The sequence below is a fragment of the Streptomyces sp. NPDC030820 genome, from assembly GCF_055572075.1.
The window spans coordinates 22,735-40,370 of sequence record NZ_JBVIEB010000001.1; the positions used below are offsets into that span (position 1 = coordinate 22,735).

At 70.7% G+C, this 17,636-nt stretch carries 10 protein-coding genes and 1 pseudogene; 4 read left to right on the forward strand and 7 right to left on the reverse strand.

Annotated elements, in window-relative coordinates:
- Positions 1-652: 652 nt before the first annotated feature.
- From ACZ418_RS00105 to ACZ418_RS00115, 3 genes are all read left to right on the forward strand, one after another.
- Complete coding sequence (locus ACZ418_RS00105) at positions 653-5,587, forward strand: NAD-glutamate dehydrogenase (RefSeq protein ID WP_468354456.1); 4,935 nt, start codon at positions 653-655, stop codon at positions 5,585-5,587.
- Between the two features lie 238 nt (positions 5,588-5,825).
- Positions 5,826-6,227, forward strand: coding sequence for a GtrA family protein (locus ACZ418_RS00110; RefSeq protein WP_468354459.1), 402 nt, complete (start codon positions 5,826-5,828; stop codon positions 6,225-6,227).
- Entirely contained in the window at positions 6,208-7,755 is a 1,548-nt protein-coding gene (locus ACZ418_RS00115) for a hypothetical protein (protein ID WP_468354462.1), read from the forward strand. The genes ACZ418_RS00110 and ACZ418_RS00115 overlap by 20 nt, the downstream gene beginning before the upstream one ends.
- Before the next feature lie 110 nt (positions 7,756-7,865).
- On the opposite strand, the gene ACZ418_RS00120 is transcribed toward ACZ418_RS00115, so the two are convergent.
- From ACZ418_RS00120 to ACZ418_RS00135, 4 genes are all read right to left on the reverse strand, one after another.
- Entirely contained in the window at positions 7,866-9,530 is a 1,665-nt protein-coding gene (locus ACZ418_RS00120) for a glycosyltransferase family 2 protein (RefSeq protein WP_468354465.1), read from the reverse strand.
- Positions 9,527-11,734, reverse strand: a complete 2,208-nt coding sequence (locus ACZ418_RS00125) for a CDP-glycerol glycerophosphotransferase family protein (RefSeq protein ID WP_468354468.1) — start codon at positions 11,732-11,734, stop codon at positions 9,527-9,529. Before ACZ418_RS00125 ends, ACZ418_RS00120 begins: the two co-directional genes overlap by 4 nt.
- Before the next feature lie 176 nt (positions 11,735-11,910).
- Complete coding sequence (locus tag ACZ418_RS00130; protein WP_468354471.1) at positions 11,911-12,744, reverse strand: ABC transporter ATP-binding protein; 834 nt, start codon at positions 12,742-12,744, stop codon at positions 11,911-11,913.
- On the reverse strand, positions 12,737-13,651 hold the full coding sequence (locus ACZ418_RS00135; protein ID WP_468354475.1) for an ABC transporter permease: 915 nt from the start codon (positions 13,649-13,651) through the stop codon (positions 12,737-12,739). Before ACZ418_RS00135 ends, ACZ418_RS00130 begins: the two co-directional genes overlap by 8 nt.
- 199 nt (positions 13,652-13,850) lie before the next feature.
- Here ACZ418_RS00135 and ACZ418_RS00140 point away from each other — a divergent pair, with 199 nt between their 5' ends.
- Positions 13,851-14,477: a TetR/AcrR family transcriptional regulator gene (locus ACZ418_RS00140; RefSeq protein ID WP_468354478.1), complete on the forward strand. Its 627-nt coding sequence runs from the start codon at positions 13,851-13,853 to the stop codon at positions 14,475-14,477.
- A 21-nt stretch (positions 14,478-14,498) separates the two neighbouring features.
- Here the strand turns inward: ACZ418_RS00140 and ACZ418_RS00145 are convergent.
- The 3 genes and pseudogenes from ACZ418_RS00145 to ACZ418_RS00155 all read right to left on the reverse strand — a co-directional run.
- A pseudogene (locus ACZ418_RS00145) lies at positions 14,499-14,892 on the reverse strand (ADP-ribosylglycohydrolase family protein); the annotation flags it as partial.
- Positions 14,856-15,836 carry a UDP-glucose 4-epimerase GalE gene (galE, locus tag ACZ418_RS00150; protein WP_468354481.1) on the reverse strand — a complete coding sequence of 327 codons (981 nt, stop codon included), beginning with the start codon at positions 15,834-15,836 and terminating at the stop codon, positions 14,856-14,858. The gene galE and the pseudogene ACZ418_RS00145, both read right to left, overlap by 37 nt.
- Positions 15,837-15,948: 112 nt before the next feature.
- Complete coding sequence (locus ACZ418_RS00155) at positions 15,949-17,604, reverse strand: glycosyltransferase family 2 protein (RefSeq protein WP_468354484.1); 1,656 nt, start codon at positions 17,602-17,604, stop codon at positions 15,949-15,951.
- Positions 17,605-17,636 lie beyond the last annotated feature (32 nt).

Below are 17,636 nucleotides of genomic sequence, written 5' to 3' on the forward strand. Positions count from 1 at the left end.
GCTCCGGTGCTTCCGTACTACGTGTGTGCTCCTGTGCGGGACTCACTGTCCCTGGCAACGTGCCAACACCGGGCGTGCTTGCCAAGAGGGCCGTCGCGGTTCCGGCCCACGTCCAAGCGCCGGGAGCGCACCTCGTGGCAGGGTGCTCTGCTCTCAGAGTGCGGTCAGGCCCCGTCCGGCGCGACCGGGCACCTCACCGGATACGTCACCGCGCCTCAACCCACCCCTGTGCAGAACGTCAAACTTCACCCCTCGGTTTTGTACACATACGGCTCATGACGGGCCCCGGGTAAGGAGCGATAGCCTTGTGGCGTGATCAGCGCGATATCTCGCGGGGGCGATCCTGCTCCTGCCCTGCGCCCGGGTTGCACGGAACACCTCCGTGACCGGGCGGCGGTCGCTGGTCTTCGCGGGCGGGACGGGGCCGCAGCAGCCCCCGGGACGCCGAGGAAAACCCTGGACACGGCGGCGCCGAGAGCAGCGTCACACCCCACGGGCGTGTCGAGAATGGCCGAATACCCCCCGCTCATCTCACCTCGCGGCATAGCGTCGAAGCGGACCGGACACCCCGGGCCGTGGCGTCGAGCCGGAGGGAAAGAGACCGTACTTCCTTCTACGTCACGCAACGGCGCGCGACAGGAGTCAGAGGACAATGCAGACCAAGCTGGACGAAGCCAAGGCCGAGCTGCTCGAGAGGGCCGCCCGGGTAGCTGAGAACAGCCCGGTCGGGGGGCACCTACCGACCGGGACCGAGGGCGAGGGCTCCCCGGGCACCCCGGACAGCGAGTCCATGCTCGCGTTCCTCCAGCGCTACTACCTGCACACCGCCCCGGAAGACCTCACCGACCGCGACCCGGTCGACGTCTTCGGCGCCGCGGTCTCGCACTACCGTCTCGCCGAGATGCGCCCCCAGGGCACGGCGAACGTGCGGGTCCACACCCCGACCGTGGAGGAGAACGGGTGGACCTGCAGCCACTCGGTCGTGGAGGTCGTCACCGACGACATGCCCTTCCTCGTCGACTCGGTCACCAATGAGCTGACCCGGCGCGGGCGCGGCATCCACGTCGTCGTACACCCGCAGTTCGTGGTCCGCCGCGACCTCACCGGCAAGCTCATCGAGGTCCTGCCGACCCCGCCGGGCGGCGACCTGCCGCACGACGCGCACTTCGAGTCCTGGATCCACGTCGAGATCGACCGGGAGACCGACCGCGCCGACCTGAAGCAGATCACCGCCGATCTGCTGCGTGTGCTGTCCGACGTGCGCGAGGCCGTCGAGGACTGGGAGAAGATGCGGGAGTCGGCGACCCGGATCGCCGACGGCCTGGAGAGCGAGCCCGTCCCGGCCGATCTGCCCCGGCCCGAGGTCGAGGAGGCCCGCGAGCTGCTGCGCTGGCTCGCCGACGACCACTTCACCTTCCTCGGCTACCGCGAGTACCAGCTGCGCGAGGACGACACGCTCGCCGCCGTGCCCGGCACCGGACTCGGCATACTGCGCTCGGACCCGCACCACGCCGAGGACGAGCAGCACCCCGTCAGCCCCTCCTTCGAGCGGCTGCCCGCCGACGCCCGCGCCAAGGCCCGCGAGCACAAGCTGCTCGTGCTGACCAAGGCCAACAGCCGCGCCACCGTGCACCGGCCGTCGTACCTGGACTACATCGGCGTCAAGAAGTTCGACGCGGACGGGAACGTCGTCGGGGAGCGGCGCTTCCTCGGTCTGTTCTCCTCCGCCGCCTACACCGAGTCCGTCCGCCGGGTGCCCGTCATCCGCCGCAAGGTGGACGAGGTGCTGGAGCGCGCCGGGTTCTCGCCCCACAGCCACGACGGCCGCGACCTGCTGCAGATCCTGGAGACCTACCCGCGCGACGAGCTGTTCCAGACGCCCGTCGCCGAGCTGCAGTCCATCGTGACCAGCGTCCTGTACCTGCAGGAGCGGCGGCGCCTGCGGCTCTACCTGCGCCAGGACGAGTACGGCCGCTACTACTCGGCCCTCGTCTACCTCCCGCGCGACCGGTACACCACCGGTGTCCGGCTGCGGATCATCGACATCCTGAAGGAGGAGCTCGGCGGCGTCAGCGTCGACTTCACCGCCTGGAACACCGAGTCGATCCTCTCCCGGCTGCACTTCGTCGTCCGCGTCCCGCCGGGCACCGTGCTGCCCGAGCTGTCGGACGCCGACAAGGACCGCATCGAGGCCCGTCTGGTCGAGGCCGCCCGGTCCTGGGCCGACGCGTTCGCCGAGGCGCTGACCGCCGAGTGCGGCGAGGAGCACGCGGCCGAGGTGCTGCGCCGCTACAACCACGCCTTCCCCGAGGGCTACAAGGCCGACCACACGCCGCGCGCCGCGGTCGCCGACCTGGTCCACCTGGAGCAGCTCAGCGAGGACAAGACGTTCAGCCTGAGCCTGTACGAGCCGGTGGGCGCCGGACCGGAGGAGCGCCGGTTCAAGATCTACCAGAAGGGCGGCACCGTCTCCCTTTCCAAGGTGCTGCCGGTGCTCAGCCGCCTCGGCGTCGAGGTCACCGACGAGCGGCCGTACGAGCTGCGCTGTGCGGACCGCACCACCGCCTGGATCTACGACTTCGGTCTGCGCATGCCCAGGGCGGGCAGCGGCGACCACCTCGCCGACGACGCCCGTGAGCGCTTCCAGGAGGCCTTCGCCGCCACCTGGACCGGCAAGGCGGAGAACGACGGCTTCAACGCGCTGGTGCTGAGCGCGGGGCTGACCTGGCGGCAGGCGATGGTGCTGCGCGCCTACGCCAAGTACCTGCGGCAGGCCGGTTCGACCTTCTCGCAGGACTACATGGAGGACACCCTCCGCAACAACGTCCACACCACCCGGCTCCTCGTCTCGCTGTTCGAGGCGCGGATGTCGCCGGACCGGCAGAAGGCCGGTCTCGAGATCACGGACGCCCTGCTGGAGGAGCTGGACGCGGCCCTGGACCAGGTGGCGAGCCTGGACGAGGACCGGATCCTCAGGTCCTTCCTGACCGTCATCAAGGCGACCCTGCGCACGAACTTCTTCCAGGAGGCGCTCGGCGGCAAGCCGCACGACTACGTCTCCATGAAGTTCGACCCGCAGGCCATCCCGGACCTGCCGGCGCCCCGCCCGGCGTACGAGATCTGGGTGTACTCGCCGCGGGTCGAGGGTGTGCACCTGCGCTTCGGCAAGGTCGCCCGCGGTGGCCTGCGCTGGTCCGACCGCCGTGAGGACTTCCGCACGGAGATCCTGGGCCTGGTCAAGGCGCAGATGGTGAAGAACACCGTCATCGTGCCGGTCGGCGCCAAGGGCGGCTTCGTCGCCAAGCAGCTGCCGGACCCGAGCGTGGACCGTGACGCCTGGCTGGCCGAGGGCGTCGCCAGCTACAAGACGTTCATCTCGGCGCTGCTCGACATCACCGACAACATGGTCGCCGGCGAGGTCGTGCCGCCGCAGGACGTCGTCCGCCACGACGGCGACGACACCTACCTGGTCGTCGCGGCCGACAAGGGCACCGCGACCTTCTCGGACATCGCCAACGGGGTCGCCGAGAAGTACAACTTCTGGCTCGGCGACGCCTTCGCCTCCGGCGGCTCGGCCGGCTACGACCACAAGGGCATGGGCATCACCGCGCGCGGCGCCTGGGAGTCCGTGAAGCGGCACTTCCGTGAGCTGGGCGTGGACACGCAGTCCGAGGACTTCACGGTCGTCGGCATCGGTGACATGTCCGGTGACGTGTTCGGCAACGGCATGCTGCTGAGCGAGCACATCCGCCTGGTCGCCGCCTTCGACCACCGGCACATCTTCATCGACCCCACCCCGGACGCGGCCACCTCCTACGCCGAGCGCCGCCGCCTGTTCGAGCTGCCCCGCTCCAGCTGGGCCGACTACAACACCGAGCTGCTGTCGGCGGGCGGCGGGATCTTCCCGCGCAGCGCCAAGTCGATCCCGGTCAACAGCCACATCCGCGAGGCCCTCGGCATCGAGGGCAAGGTCGCCAAGATGACCCCCGCGGACCTGATGAAGGCGATCCTGCGGTCGCCGGTGGACCTGCTGTGGAACGGCGGCATCGGCACCTACGTGAAGGCGTCGACGGAGTCGAACGGGGACGTCGGCGACAAGGCCAACGACGCCATCCGCGTCGACGGCGCCGACCTGCGGGTCAAGGTCGTCGGCGAGGGCGGCAACCTGGGTCTGACCCAGCTCGGCCGCATCGAGTTCGCGCTGCACGGCGGGAAGATCAACACCGACGCGATCGACAACAGCGCCGGCGTGGACACCTCCGACCACGAGGTGAACATCAAGATCCTGCTGAACGGCCTGGTCGCGGACGGCGACATGACCGTCAAGCAGCGCAACAAGCTGCTCGCCGAGATGACCGACGAGGTGGGCGCGCTCGTCCTGCGCAACAACTACGCGCAGAACACCGCCCTGGCCAACGCCCTGTTCCAGGCCAAGGACATGCTCCACGCCCAGCAGCGGTTCCTGCGCCACCTGGTGCGCGAGGGCCACCTGGACCGCGCGCTGGAGTTCCTGCCGACCGACCGTCAGATCCGCGAGCGCCTCGGCCAGGGCCAGGGGCTGACCAGCCCGGAGACCGCGGTCGTGCTGGCGTACACCAAGATCACGGTCGCCGAGGAGCTGCTGGCCACCTCCCTGCCCGACGACCCGTACCTGCGCAGCCTGCTGCACGCCTACTTCCCGACGGCACTGCGCGAGCGGTTCCCGGAGGCCGTCGACAACCACCCGCTGCGCCGGGAGATCACCACGACCGTGCTGGTCAACGACACGGTCAACACGGGCGGTACGACGTATCTGCACCGTCTGCGCGAGGAGACCGGCGCCTCCCTGGAGGAGATCGTCCGGGCCCAGACCGCGGCCCGCGCGATCTTCTGCTCGGCGCCGGTGTGGGACGCGGTGGAGGCCCTGGACAACAAGGTCGACGCGGCCGTCCAGACCCGGATCCGGCTGCACTCGCGCCGGCTCGTCGAGCGCGGCACGCGCTGGCTGCTGAACAACCGGCCGCAGCCGCTGCAGCTCGCCGAGACGGTCGAGTTCTTCGCCGAGCGGGTCGAGCGGGTCTGGCAGGAGCTGCCGAAGCTGCTGCGGGGCGCGGACCTGGAGTGGTACCAGCACGTGTACGACGAGCTGTCCGCGGCCGGCGTCCCGGACGAACTCGCCACGCGCGTGGCCGGGTTCTCCTCCGCCTTCCCGACGCTCGACATCGTGTCGGTCGCCGACCGCATGGGCAAGGAGCCGCTCGACGTCGCCGAGATCTACTACGACCTCGCCGACCGGCTGAACATCACCCAGCTGATGGACCGCATCATCGAGCTGCCCCGCGCCGACCGCTGGCAGTCCATGGCCCGCGCCTCCATCCGCGAGGACCTGTACGCGGCGCACGCGGCGCTCACCGCGGACGTCCTCGCGGTCGGCAACGGCACCTCCACGCCCGAGCAGCGCTACAAGGCCTGGGAGCAGAAGAACGCGCCCATCCTGAGCCGGGCGCGCACCACCCTGGAGGAGATCCGTGGTTCGGAGACCTTCGACCTCGCCAACCTGTCGGTGGCGATGCGGACGATGCGGACGCTGCTGCGCACGCATTCGTAGCAGTCGGGCACTGAGAGCCGTACGACGGTGAGAACGCCCCGGGCCGACGACAAATCGGCCCGGGGCGTTCCCGTTCTTGCCGACCCTTATACAAAAACGATCAGCGAATTTACCGTTTCCTGCTAATCGGTGCCTTTCGGATAGGGTCTGCGCTGTGACTGTTCAACTCACCGAGACCCGCCCGGCACCAGCACCCGCGCCGGCTCCGGCTCCGGCCCGGCGGCCCGTCACGCGTGTCGTGCTGGAGGTCGTGAAATTCGGGGTCGTCGGCGGCAGCGGTGTCCTCGTCAATTTCCTGATCTTCAACCTGCTGCTGCACGGCCTCGGTTGGCAGGCGATGACCGCGACGGTGCTGGCCAGCTGTGTCGCGATGGCGACCAATTACCTGGGCTTCCGCTATTTCGCCTATCGCGACCGGTCCTCGCGCACCCGCAGCCAGATCATCCTGTTCTTCGTCTTCAGCGGGCTCGGTGTCGTCATGGAAATCGGCCTGTTCTGGGCCGGTTACCACGGTCTCGGCCTGCACAGCGTGATCGAGTCGAATGTGGCGAAGGCACTGTCGATCGTGCTCGCCTCCGCCTTCCGCTTCCTCGTCTACCGCACCTGGGTGTTCCAGCAGGATGCACACCGCACCGTCTGACACCGAGCCGGTGAGCCGCACACCGTCCCCGCAGGGCGCCGCGCGGGCCGGCCGGGCGCTGCCGCAGGCCGCCGCCGCGCTCGTCGTGGTCCTCCTGCTCCTGGTCATCGTCCGCCTGCCCTGGGCGGGCGACCTCGGCATGCACGCCGCCACCGTCCAGCGCCTGAGCCACCACCTGCTCCATCCCGGCAACCCGCTGGTCGACGCGGACACGCCGAGCCCCTACTACTCGCCGTGGATGCTGGTCCTGGGCCTGGGCGCCAAGCTGACCGGCCTTTCGGTGTTCGTGGTCCTGCGACTGGCCGCGCTGGCCGGCCTGTCCCTGCTGGTCACCGGTGTCTGGCGGTACGTCCGCACGCTCAGCTCCCATGGCATGGCACCCGCCCTGGCGCTGCTCAGCCTGCTCTTCCTCTGGGGCCCGCTGCTGTTCAACTGGTCCGGTTTCCTGGGCCTGAACTCCCTTGCGCTGACGGTGTCGTACCCCAGCGTCTTCGCGCTCGGCCTCACCTTTCACTTCTGGGCCTGGGTCACGCGGGCGACGCGGGAGGAGGCCGCGTGGGGAAGGTGGCTGTGGCTCGGTGTGCTGTGGGCACTGATTCTGCTGTGCCACCAGTTCACCGGCGTGGTGGCCTCGCTGGGCGCCCTGGCGGTGGTGATCGCGGCGCGACCGCCCCGACCGGTGCTGCTGCGACTGTCCGCCGCGCTCGCCCTGGGCCTGGTCCTGCTGTGGCTGTGGCCGTACTACGACTTCTTCTCCCTCTTCTCCGCCGGCGCGGACCTGGAGGCCATCCACAAGCCGCTGTACGGGCATCTGGCCGCACGGTTCGGCCTGGTGCTGCTCGGGGTGGCGGCGCTGGTGCTTCGCTTCCGCCGCGACCGCTGGGACCCGCTGGTGCTGTTCTTCGTCCTCGGCGTGCTGGTGTTCGCCGCGGGCGGGCTGACCGGCCACTACTCCTGGGGCCGTGCCCTGCCCGCCGCGCTGATCCCGGCGCAGCTCGCGGCCGCGCTGGAGGTCGTGTCGGCCGGGCGGCGGGCGATGGGGGTACCCCCGCGCGAGCGAAGCCGAGCGTGGGCGAGGGTGGGCTGGGCGTGCGCGTTCGGTGCCGCCCTGCTTGTCGGCGCGTGGACGCAGGTGGGGACGCTCGGCTATGTGACGGGGCGTGCCGCTCTGCCGTCCGCGGTCGCCTCGAAGTACCGGACGCCGTGGGTGGGGTATCACTGGATCACGCCGTGGGTGAAGTACGGCGATGTGGTGATGGCCCGGACGACTCCTTCGCGGCAGATCCCCGCGTATGGGCCGTACACCGTGGCGCCGGGGTATCCGGATGTGTTCCTGCGGGACGCTGCGCGGCGGGATGCGGCGGTGGCTCGGTACTTCGCCGCGGGGACGTCTGCTTCCGAGCGGGCCGGGATTCTGCGGGAGTACGGCGTGAAGTGGGTCGTGGGGCCGGGGAGCCTGGCGGGGCCGGGACTGCGGAAGGTGACCGTGGGTCCGGGTGGACAGGTCCTGTACCGAGTAGTGCCCTGAGCTGCGGTTCCCCGCGCCCCGAAAGGGCGCGGGGAACCGCGCGATCAGCCACGACGGACCCGCAGCCGCCCACGCGCCCTTGGTACGACGGCGCTTTGGAACCGGCCCTTTTACCTGAGCACGCTGGACAACAGCTTCGCTGCCTTGCGGATCTTCGGGCGGGCCACCCTCTGGACGACCGGGCGGATGACACGGGCCGTGACTCCCACCGGGCGCCAGCGGAGCTGCAGGCGGCCGGGGTTGCGGCCCTCCGGTTCGATGGTGAGCTCGTGCGGGGTCGCGCCGGAGCGGTACTCGATACGGGCCTTGAGGGTGGGGAAGGCCAGCGGCGCCAGCAGGAGGCCGGAGTTGGACAGGCCCTGCTGCTGGAGGCGGACCAGGGGGTGACGTACCCCGTCGAAGCCCTGCAAGGGGAGCGGGGCCTCGGTCAGGTCCAGGTGCACCGTGCCCTCGAAGACACCGGGGTGGACCGGATCCAGGCGGAAGGGCACCGTCATCCGGCGATTGCCGGGGGAGAGGATCAGGCCGGCCCGCTGCGGGCCGACCGGCAGGCGCAGACCCGGGTCGTACGTGCGGATGGCCAGGGTGAGCGAGGCGCCGGCGCCGGGAGTCAGCTCCGTGATCTCGTGCCGGAACTGCGCGCTCGGGAACGGTCGCGTGTCCAACTCCAGGTCGGACACGTCCAGTTCACGGCGGGCGCGGTCGGACGAGGGCACGCCGTCGCCCCAGTACGGGACACCGGACGCATCGGCCGTGACCTGCCGCGGCGCCACCCCGTGCCCGAGACCACGGGCCGCGAGCCGTACGTCGTCCAGGCGGCCTTCCCGCAGCAGCTCCAGCACCACTCGCTCGGGGCGGGGCAGGCGGGCGTACGCACCCGGGGACAGTGTCTCCAGGTACGGGTTCATGATGTCGGCGAAGGCGCTCAGCCACTCCTCGTCCCGGTAGGGGAGGTCGCCCGCGTACATCCGGAAGTCGTGCTTGAGGAACTTGTAGTCCTTGTCCTCGCGCAGCCCCGCATGCCCGCTCTCCACCAGGAAGTCGTCGATCAGGCGCTGGACGTGGACGCGGTCGCGGACGTTCGTGACCTTGTGCCGCTGGTTCGAGATCGAGGCGGCCGCCGCCGCCGCGAACGGGTCGATGTACCAGACGTACACCGGGTCCGGAATGATCGTGAACGCCTTCGCCAGGCAGTACGCCTGCGCCGAGAACAGCTGGTCCTCGTAGTGGATGCCCTCCGGGAAGCGCAGCTCGTGCCGGTCCAGGAAGGAACGCGCGTACATCTTGCTCGTCGACAGGTGCTCGAACAGCAGCCGCGGGTCGGCCTCGATGCCCTCCACCGTGCGGCGCTCGGCGACCAGGTGCGGCATCCACGTCGTACGGCGGCCGTTGTCCACCCGCACCCGGCGCACCGCGCCCATGGTGAAGTCCACCTCGCGCTCGCGGTGCGCGGCGAGCAGCAACTCGACCGCACGGGGCGGGAGTTCGTCGTCGCTGTCGAGGAACATCAGATACGGCGCCCGGGCGATCTCGACGGCCCGGTTGCGCGGTGCGCTGCACCCGCCGCTGTTCTCCGGCAGGCGGAGGTAGCGGATGCGGGAGTCCTCCGACTCCAGCCGGCGTGCCACCGCGGGCGTGTCGTCGGTCGAGTGGTCGTCGCTGATGATGATCTCGATGTTCGCGTGCGTCTGCGCGCGCAGCGAGGCGACCGCCCGGGGCAGGCGGGCCGCGTCGTTGTAGACGATGACCGTCACCGTCACGTCGGGGGTCGTCATGCCGAGGCCTCCTCGGGGGTCGGGGCGGGGGTGCGTTCCTCCAGCGGGATCACCGGTGGCAGTGACTCCTCCGGTTCGCCCAGGAACACCCGTCGTACGACCCGTTCGGCGGCGCGGCCGTCGTCGTACTCGCAGAACCGGCGCCGGAAGGCGGCCCGTGCCTTCGCCGCGCTCTCGTCGCGCCAGGCGCCGGAGGCGAAGATGTCCGTCAGCTCCTCCTGGGTGCGGGCGACCTGCCCGGGGTGTTCCGCCATCAGGTCGAAGTAGACGCCGCGGGTGGTCCGGTAGGTCTCCCAGTCGTCGGCGTAGACGACGATCGGCCGGTCGAGGTTGGCGTAGTCGAACATGATCGACGAGTAGTCCGTGACCAGCGCGTCGGCGGCCAGGCACAGCTCCTCGACGGGATCGTAGGAGGAGACGTCGATGATCCGGCCGGAGCGGCGCAGGCCGGTCAGCGGGGAGGCGGCGCCGCCGTAGAAGTAGTGGGCGCGGACCAGGAGGACCGTGTCCTCGCCGAGGCGGTCGGCGAGGGCCGCGAGGTCCAGGCGCGGGGTGAAGCCGGCCTCGTAGTCGCGGTGCGTGGGCGCGTAGAGGACGGCCGTCCTGCCGCGCGGGATGCCGAGGCGTGCGCGGGCGGCGCGGACGTCGGCGGCCGTGGCCGAGTAGAAGACGTCGTTGCGCGGGTAGCCGTAGTCCAGCGAGGTGTAGCGGGCCGGGTAGGCGCGCTCCCACATGCGGGTGGAGTGGCTGTTGGCGCTGACGCTGTAGTCCCACTTGTCGATGCGGGCCAGCAGGGCGTCGAAGTCCAGGCCCTTGGCGGCGGCCGGGTGCTCCATCTGGTCCAGGCCCATGCGCTTGAGCGGGGTGCCGTGGTGGGTCTGGAGGTGGATCGCGTCGGGGCGCTTGACCACCGCGTTGGGGAAGTTGACGTTGTTGACGAGGTACTTGGCGGTGGCCAGGGTCTCCCAGTAGCGACGGGTGCCGGGGATCACATGGTCGGTGCCGGGCGGCAGCAGGGCCTCGTTGCTCTTCGACACCACCCACACCGGGTGGATGTGCGGGGCGAGTTCGCGGAGCTTCGCGGCGATCGCGGCCGGGTTGCAGGCCACTCCGCGCTCCCAGTAGGCGGCGAACACGGCCAGGTCGGGGTCGACCGGGCGGCTCAGGGCGCGGTGGTACTGCTGGTCGCGGAGCTTGGCACCGACCTGCTTCTTCCGGGTCCGTACGGCCTTCTTGGCGGCGCGGCGGGTGCGGTTGGCGGCCTGGAACGCGCGGTACTTGGTGTACGCGCCCTCCTCCAGCAGGGCGTGCCGTACGCCCTCCACGCCCGCGGGGCGTTCGTGGTTCTCGGGGCGCCAGCGGACCGCGGCGAGGGAGGCGCGGCGGAAGAACTCGCGGGCCACCGCGTCGGGCAGGTTCTCGCCGGCGAAGGTGCGCACGAGGTCGCGCATCATCAGGTCGTAGAGCACCGCGCGGGCGGCGCGGCGGTCCTTGGCGAGGGCGAGCAGCGACTCGTAGCGGCCGATCAGCTCGAACCGGTCCTCGGGGGCGAGCGGCGGCAGGCTCTCGGGGCGCAGCTCGCGGTTCTCGTACGCCACCTGGTTCAGACAGGCGACGCGGTCGGCGTGCAGCAGGGCGGCGTGGGCGGCCCGCGGTTCGTCGTCGGTGGTGAGGTGCTCCTCGTGCGCCCGCCAGAACTCGGCGCGCAGGGCGCGGTTGCCGAGCAGCGGGGTGAGGCGCAGCAGGTCGGCGGCCTCGTCCAGGGGCAGGCTCTCGCGGCCGACGGCGGCGAGGAGCCGGCCGTCGCGGGAGGGGGTGCCGGCGGTCTGCCAGGTGGTGGTGAGGTGGTCGAAGACGAGTACGTCCGTCCCGGTGCCCTCGGCGGCGTCCAGCTCGGCGGTCCGCTCGGCGATCAGCCGGGAGGCGCCGGCCGGCAGGCTGTCCTTGGCGTGGACGAAGTGCAGCCAGCGGCCGGTCGCGCGGGCGGCGCCGGCGGCCCGGGCCGCCGCGTCACCGGTGCCTTCCGGCAGCGGTACGACCACCGTCTCGGGGGCGTGGCCCTCGGCCGTCTCCCGCGCCCAGTCGCCGACCGCGGCGACGATGACCTCGGCGGCGGGGAGGGGGCGGGCTTCCAGGGAGTCCAGCAACTCTGTCAGATGCCCCTGTGCGTTCGGTCCGTAGACGATGACGCTGAGTTGGGGCATCGCAGTGGACTCCTTCGACTGGTCGGCTGAGGCACCCTTCATAACATACTGTCACTAAGCGGATGAAAGGGATAACCACGCGCGGAGTAAGAGAGGGCCCGAGAAGGAAGACCAGATTCCGTGGCCTGCGGTTTCTCTCCCGGTAACTTTTATGCCACGTTCTTACTTCGGGTCGGTCAGGCCGCCTTCTTGGGTGCCGGCTTCTTCGCGGTCTTGTCGCTCTTGTCGCCGGTGAAGGCCTCGTACTCCTTCATGACGTCCTCGGTCGGCCCGTCCATGCGCAGCTCGCCGCGCTCCAGCCACAGGACCCGCTCGCAGGTGTCGCGGATCGACTTGTTGTTGTGGCTGACCAGGAAGACCGTGCCCGCGCGCTCGCGCAGTTCACGGATCCGCTCCTCGGAGCGCATCTGGAACTTGCGGTCGCCGGTGGCCAGCGCCTCGTCGATCAGCAGGACGTCGTGGTCCTTCGCGGCGGCGATGGAGAACCGCAGCCGGGCGGCCATGCCGGAGGAGTACGTGCGCATCGGAAGGGTGATGAAGTCGCCCTTCTCGTTGATCCCGGAGAACTCGACGATGTCGTCGTAGCGCTCCCTGACCTGCTCCCGGGACATGCCCATGGCCAGACCGCCGAGGTAGACGTTGCGTTCACCCGTCAGGTCGTTCATCAGGGCCGCGTTGACGCCGAGCAGCGAGGGCTGGCCGTTGGTGTAGATGTGTCCGTTCTCCACCGGGAGCAGTCCGGCGACGGCCTTCAGCAGTGTCGACTTGCCGGAGCCGTTGGTGCCGATGAGCCCGACGGCCTCACCCTTGTAGGCGATGAACGACACGTTCTTCACCGCGTGCACCCGGCGCACGCCGGCCGCCTGCTCGGCCTGCTTGCGGCGCAGCATGCGGTTGAGGGCGGCGGTGGCGGTGCCGCGGCCGGCGCCGGTGCCGTTGACCCGGTAGACGATGTCGACGTTCTCGGCGATGACGGTGGGGATCTTCTCGGTGGGGGTCTGCTCAGCCACGGCCGTACGTCTCCTCAGCCTTCCAGAAGTAGATGAATCCGCCGATGCCGGCGAGCAAGGCCCAGCCCGTGGCCGCCGCCCAGACGTGCGGGGGCAGCTGCTTGCCGTGGAAGCTGTGGATCAGCGCGTACCGCATGAGGTCGATGTAGACGGCGGCCGGGTTGGTCTCCAGCATGATCGTGACGATGTGCGGCAGGTGGTCCTTCTTGGTGAGCTTGCTGATGCTCCACATCACGCCGGACACGTACATCCAGGTGCGCAGGATGAACGGCATCAGCTGCGCGATGTCCGGGGTCTTGGCGCCCCACCGGGCCATGAGCATCGACACGCCCGCGTTGAACAGGGACTGCAGGATCAGGGCGGGGATCGCGATCAGCCAGCGGGGGGTGACCGGGAGGCCGAAGGACAGGATGATCACGACCAGCGCGGTCATCGAGAACAGCAGCTGCTGCAGCTGCTGGAGGCAGAAGGAGATCGGCAGCGCGGCCCGCGGGAAGTGCAGGGCGCGGACCAGGCCGAGGTTGCCGGAGATCGCGCGGGTGCCCGCCATGATCGAGCTCTGCGTGAACGTCCAGATGAACACGCCGGTGACCAGGAACGGGATGTAGTCCGGCACCCCGTGGCTGGTGCCCAGGAGCACGCCGAAGATGAAGTAGTAGACCGCGGCGTTCAGCAGCGGGTTCATGACCTGCCAGATCTGGCCGAGCTTTGCCTGGCTGTACTGGGCGGTGAGCTTGGCGGTGGCGAAGGCGGTGATGAAGTGGCGCCTGGCCCACAGCTGGCGGACGTACTCCGGCAGGGAGGGGCGGGCGCCACTGACCGACAGGCCGTGCCGGGCGGCCAGCGCCGCGAGGTCGTCGTCGGCCGGGGCCTGGGTGGGGGGCGGTGTGTCGAGGACCTGGCTCACATCCGCTGCTTTCGCTCGGGGGAGGGGATGCCGCGGCCCGGCCGGCTGCCGGGGCGCACGGTCACGTGGTCCGACGTTTCCTTACGTTTCTCTTCACGTTCTCTTACGTCGGAACGGGACCGTATCGTCGCAACGTGAGCGTAGAACCAATCGACGTCGGGACGCAACCGTTTCGTCGTAACGGCCTATGCTGTGGGTCATGACGACGAACGCCGACGAGCCCTCGACGCGTCCGCGCCGCCGGACCCCTGCCGGGGCCGCCGTACTCCGGGAGGATGTGACCGAGGCCATCCGGGCGGCGGTCTTCGAGGAACTCGCGGCCGCCGGATACGCGCGGATGTCCATCGAGGGCATCGCGCGGCGCGCGGGTGTCGGCAAGACGGCGGTGTACCGGCGGTGGCGGTCCAAGCTGCACCTGGTCCTGGACGTCGTCTCGGCGATGGCGGTGCTCGGCCTGCCGGTCCCCGACACGGGCTCCCTGGAGGGCGACCTCCGCCTCCTCTACGAGGTGACATCCCGGGCCCTGCGCCACCCGGTCGCCTCGCAGATCATCCCCGACCTCCAGGCGGAGGCGGCCCGCAACCCCGACATCGCCGACGCCTTCCAGAAGGCCCTGCGGGACGGCCAGGAGGGCGTGGCCAGCAAGATCGTCGCGGCGGCGGAGGCGCGGGGGGAGGTGCGCGCGGGCGTCGATCCCGACCTCGCGCTCGACCTGATCTCGGGCCCGCTGTACTGGCGCGCGGTGGTGATCCGCTCCCCGAAACTGCCCAAGGGCTACCTGGAGAAGCTGGCCCGGGCTACGGCGGGGGCGCTCAAGGCGTTGTGAGCTGCGGCACGGCTGCCCGGCTACCGCCCATACGGCCGAGCCCAGGCAGGGCCACACCGCGCCCGGGGTTTCCGGTACGGCGTCGAGCGGGTCCCGGCACTCCAGTGCCACGCGGAGCAGGTCGTGCAGCGCCGCCGTGCCCTCCCACGCCGCGCGGTCGCCGTGCGTGAGCACGGAGAGGCGGCGGGCGGCGTCCATGGTGGGCTCCACCGCTGAAAGCGCCGGAAGACATCGGGCAGGTCCAGGCCGCCGTGGTCCAGCAGGACTCGGCGACCAGGACCGCCATCCGGGTGTCGTCCGTCGTCTCGCCGGGCTCCCAGCCCCCGCCTCCGCCCATCTCACCGCCGTGTCCGGGACTGGGGGAAACGGGCGCAGAGCCTACGACCGCGCCGCCTCCGGGTGGTGGTGCACCCAGCCCTCCCAGGCCGAGGTGATCATGTCCTGGACGTCGTACTTGGCCTGCCAGCCCAGTTCCGTGGCGATGCGGGTGGCCGAGGCGACGACACGGGCCGGGTCGCCTGGGCGGCGCGCGGTGACGGTCGGCGGGCGGTCGTAGCCGGTGACCGCGTTGATGCGGTCGATCATCTCGCGGACCGACACACCCTCGCCCCGACCGATGTTGAGGGTCAGATCGGTGCCGGGGGAGGAGGCCAGGGCGCGGGCGACGGTGACGTGGGCCTCGGCCAGGTCGACCACGTGGATGTAGTCGCGCACACAGGTGCCGTCCGACGTCGGGTAGTCGTCGCCGAAGATGCGCGGCGACGCGCCCTCGGTCAGCTTCTCGAAGACCATCGGGATGAGGTTGAAGACACCGGTGTCGGCGAGTTCGGGGCCGGCCGCACCCGCCACGTTGAAGTAGCGCAGCGATGCCGTGGACATGCCGGTCGCCCTGCCCGTCGCGCGGACCAGCCACTCGCCGGCCAGCTTCGTCTCGCCGTAGGGGGACAGCGGCAGGCAGGGGGTCTCCTCCGTCACCAGGTCGACGTCCGGCATGCCGTAGACGGCGGCCGAGGAGGAGAAGACGAAGGACGGGACCTCCGCCTTCGTCACCGCGTCCAGGAGGGTGCGCAGACCCTCCACGTTCTCCCGGTAGTAGTGCAGCGGTCGCTCCACCGACTCGCCCACCTGCTTCTTCGCCGCCAGATGCACGACCCCGCTGATCTCGTGCTCGGCGAGCGTGCGGGCCACACGCTCGGCGTCCAGGACCGAGCCCCGCACCAGGGGAACCTCCGCCGGTACGCGCTCGGCGACGCCGGTGGACAGATCGTCGTAGACGACCGTGCGCTCGCCCGCCTCGGTCATCGCCCGTACGACATGTGCCCCGATGTATCCGGCACCGCCGGTGATCAGCCAGGTCATTGCGGCCGTCTCCTCGTCAGTTGGCCCGTTCAGCCGCTCGGTGGAGCAGCGGGCGTCTCTCTCAGTGAAGCAGTGGGAGTCCCGCCGGATCAGCGGGTGCCCCGCAGGGGTCTCAGTGAAGCAGGCGGCGGAGACGGCCGCGCGCCACCTGCCATACCCCGCGCACGCCGGTCGCCACACGCACGGCCAGTGCGCCGGAGTGCGTGGCGTACGGCTGCACCAGGAGCACACCGTGCCGGGCACTCGGGACGGCGCGTCGGCGCAGTCGGCCGGCGCCCGTCAGGGCGTGCGCCGTCACTTCCCGCTGTGCGCCGTCGGCGAAGCGCACGGTCAGCCGCAGATCCCAGGTGCCCGCACCGAGCCCGGCCAGGTCGACGGGCAACTCAGCCGACCACCAGCTGTCCGCGCCGTCCTCCGCCCCAGAACGCACGAGCGGAACCGTCAGGCGCCCCCGCGTCCAGTCGTCGTTGTCGCGGGACTGCCACTCCACGTCCACCTCGCGTGGGCCCGCCTCGGTCAGCCTGCCGTACAGCTCGTGCAGGCGCAGACGGAGCAGCGAGGTACGCGCGCGTGGTCGGAGTTCCGCGTCGACCGCGAGTGGGAGGACGCTGGTGGGGCGGGTCAGGAGCGGGGTGAGGGTGACCTGGGGGAGGTCGGTGGACCAGATCGGGACGCCGTCGGGGGTGCGGGCGTAGGGCGGCAGCAGGCGCGCCGGGCGGGCGGCCAGCTCGCGCAGCCGGGGCAGGTCGCGGGGCTCGGGCGACTCCAGGACGACCCGGGCGAGCAGCCGGCCCGGAGCGCCCGGGTTCAGCTCCCAGTCGGCGGCGTCGTAGCGCGCGAGGTACTCCCGGGTGTGCTCCCACCACGCGCGCCGGTAGTGCGCGTCGCGCAACCCCAGCTCGCGTGCGTACATACGCACCTCGTGGTCGAGGAACTTGGCCCGCGCCGCCCGCGCCAGCTCCTTCTGTCCGGCGCTCAGCAGGATCTCGTACGCCAGCGCGCACGCCTCCACGCGCGACTTCCAGTTGTCGATGTGCTCCCGGTCCAGCGAGAGCGACAGCTGCTCGGCGGCACGGCGCACATGCCACACGTACACGCGGTCCGGTACGAGCGCGAGGCGCGGGCCCGCGGCCAGCACGCGCGCGGTGAAGACGATGTCCTCGTAGAGGAAGCGGCCCTCGGGGAAGCGGATGCCGTGCTCGCGCAGGAAGTCGGTGCGGTACAGCTTGTTGACGCACAGCGTGTCGTGGACCAGGCGCGGCCGCTGCGCGGGGCGCGCGAGCACGGTGTGCGCCGTGTAGAGGGGCGCCTGCCAGGGTTGTTCGCGCCCCGAGGGCAGTTCCCGGCGCACGCACAGCCCGCTCGTGACCTCGGCGTGCGCCCCGGTGGCCGCCGTCAGCAGCGCGTCCACCGCACCGGGCGGCAGCACGTCGTCGCTGTCCAGGAACATCACGTACGGTGTGGTCACCGCGTCGATCCCGGCGTTGCGCGGACTGCCGCAGCCGCCACTGTTCACGTCCCGGCGCACCACACGCAGCCGGGGCTCGTCGGCGGCCAGCCGGTCGAGCAGCTCGGCGCTGCCGTCCGTGGAGCAGTCGTCCACGGCGACGACCTCGGCGACCGCCGGCCCCTGGGCGAGCGCCGAGCGCACGGCCTCACCCACATGGGTACTGTCGTTGTAGCCGATGACGACGACACCGACCTGCGCCGGGCGCGGCGACTCGGCGGTGCCAGCTGTATCGGATGTGTCGGTCGGGTCTGATCGCATCGGGTCCACAGGCCGGGAGCGTAGATTTGTTC

Coding starts and splice junctions, on each gene's coding strand:
- galE (WP_468354481.1), bottom strand. CDS start 15,836: ATGACCTGGCTGATCACCGGCGGTGCCGGATACATCGGGGCACATGTC.
- ACZ418_RS00125 (WP_468354468.1), bottom strand. CDS start 11,734: ATGCCCCAACTCAGCGTCATCGTCTACGGACCGAACGCACAGGGGCAT.
- ACZ418_RS00140 (WP_468354478.1), top strand. CDS start 13,851: ATGACGACGAACGCCGACGAGCCCTCGACGCGTCCGCGCCGCCGGACC.
- ACZ418_RS00115 (WP_468354462.1), top strand. CDS start 6,208: ATGCACACCGCACCGTCTGACACCGAGCCGGTGAGCCGCACACCGTCC.
- ACZ418_RS00120 (WP_468354465.1), bottom strand. CDS start 9,530: ATGACGACCCCCGACGTGACGGTGACGGTCATCGTCTACAACGACGCG.
- ACZ418_RS00105 (WP_468354456.1), top strand. CDS start 653: ATGCAGACCAAGCTGGACGAAGCCAAGGCCGAGCTGCTCGAGAGGGCC.
- ACZ418_RS00155 (WP_468354484.1), bottom strand. CDS start 17,604: ATGCGATCAGACCCGACCGACACATCCGATACAGCTGGCACCGCCGAG.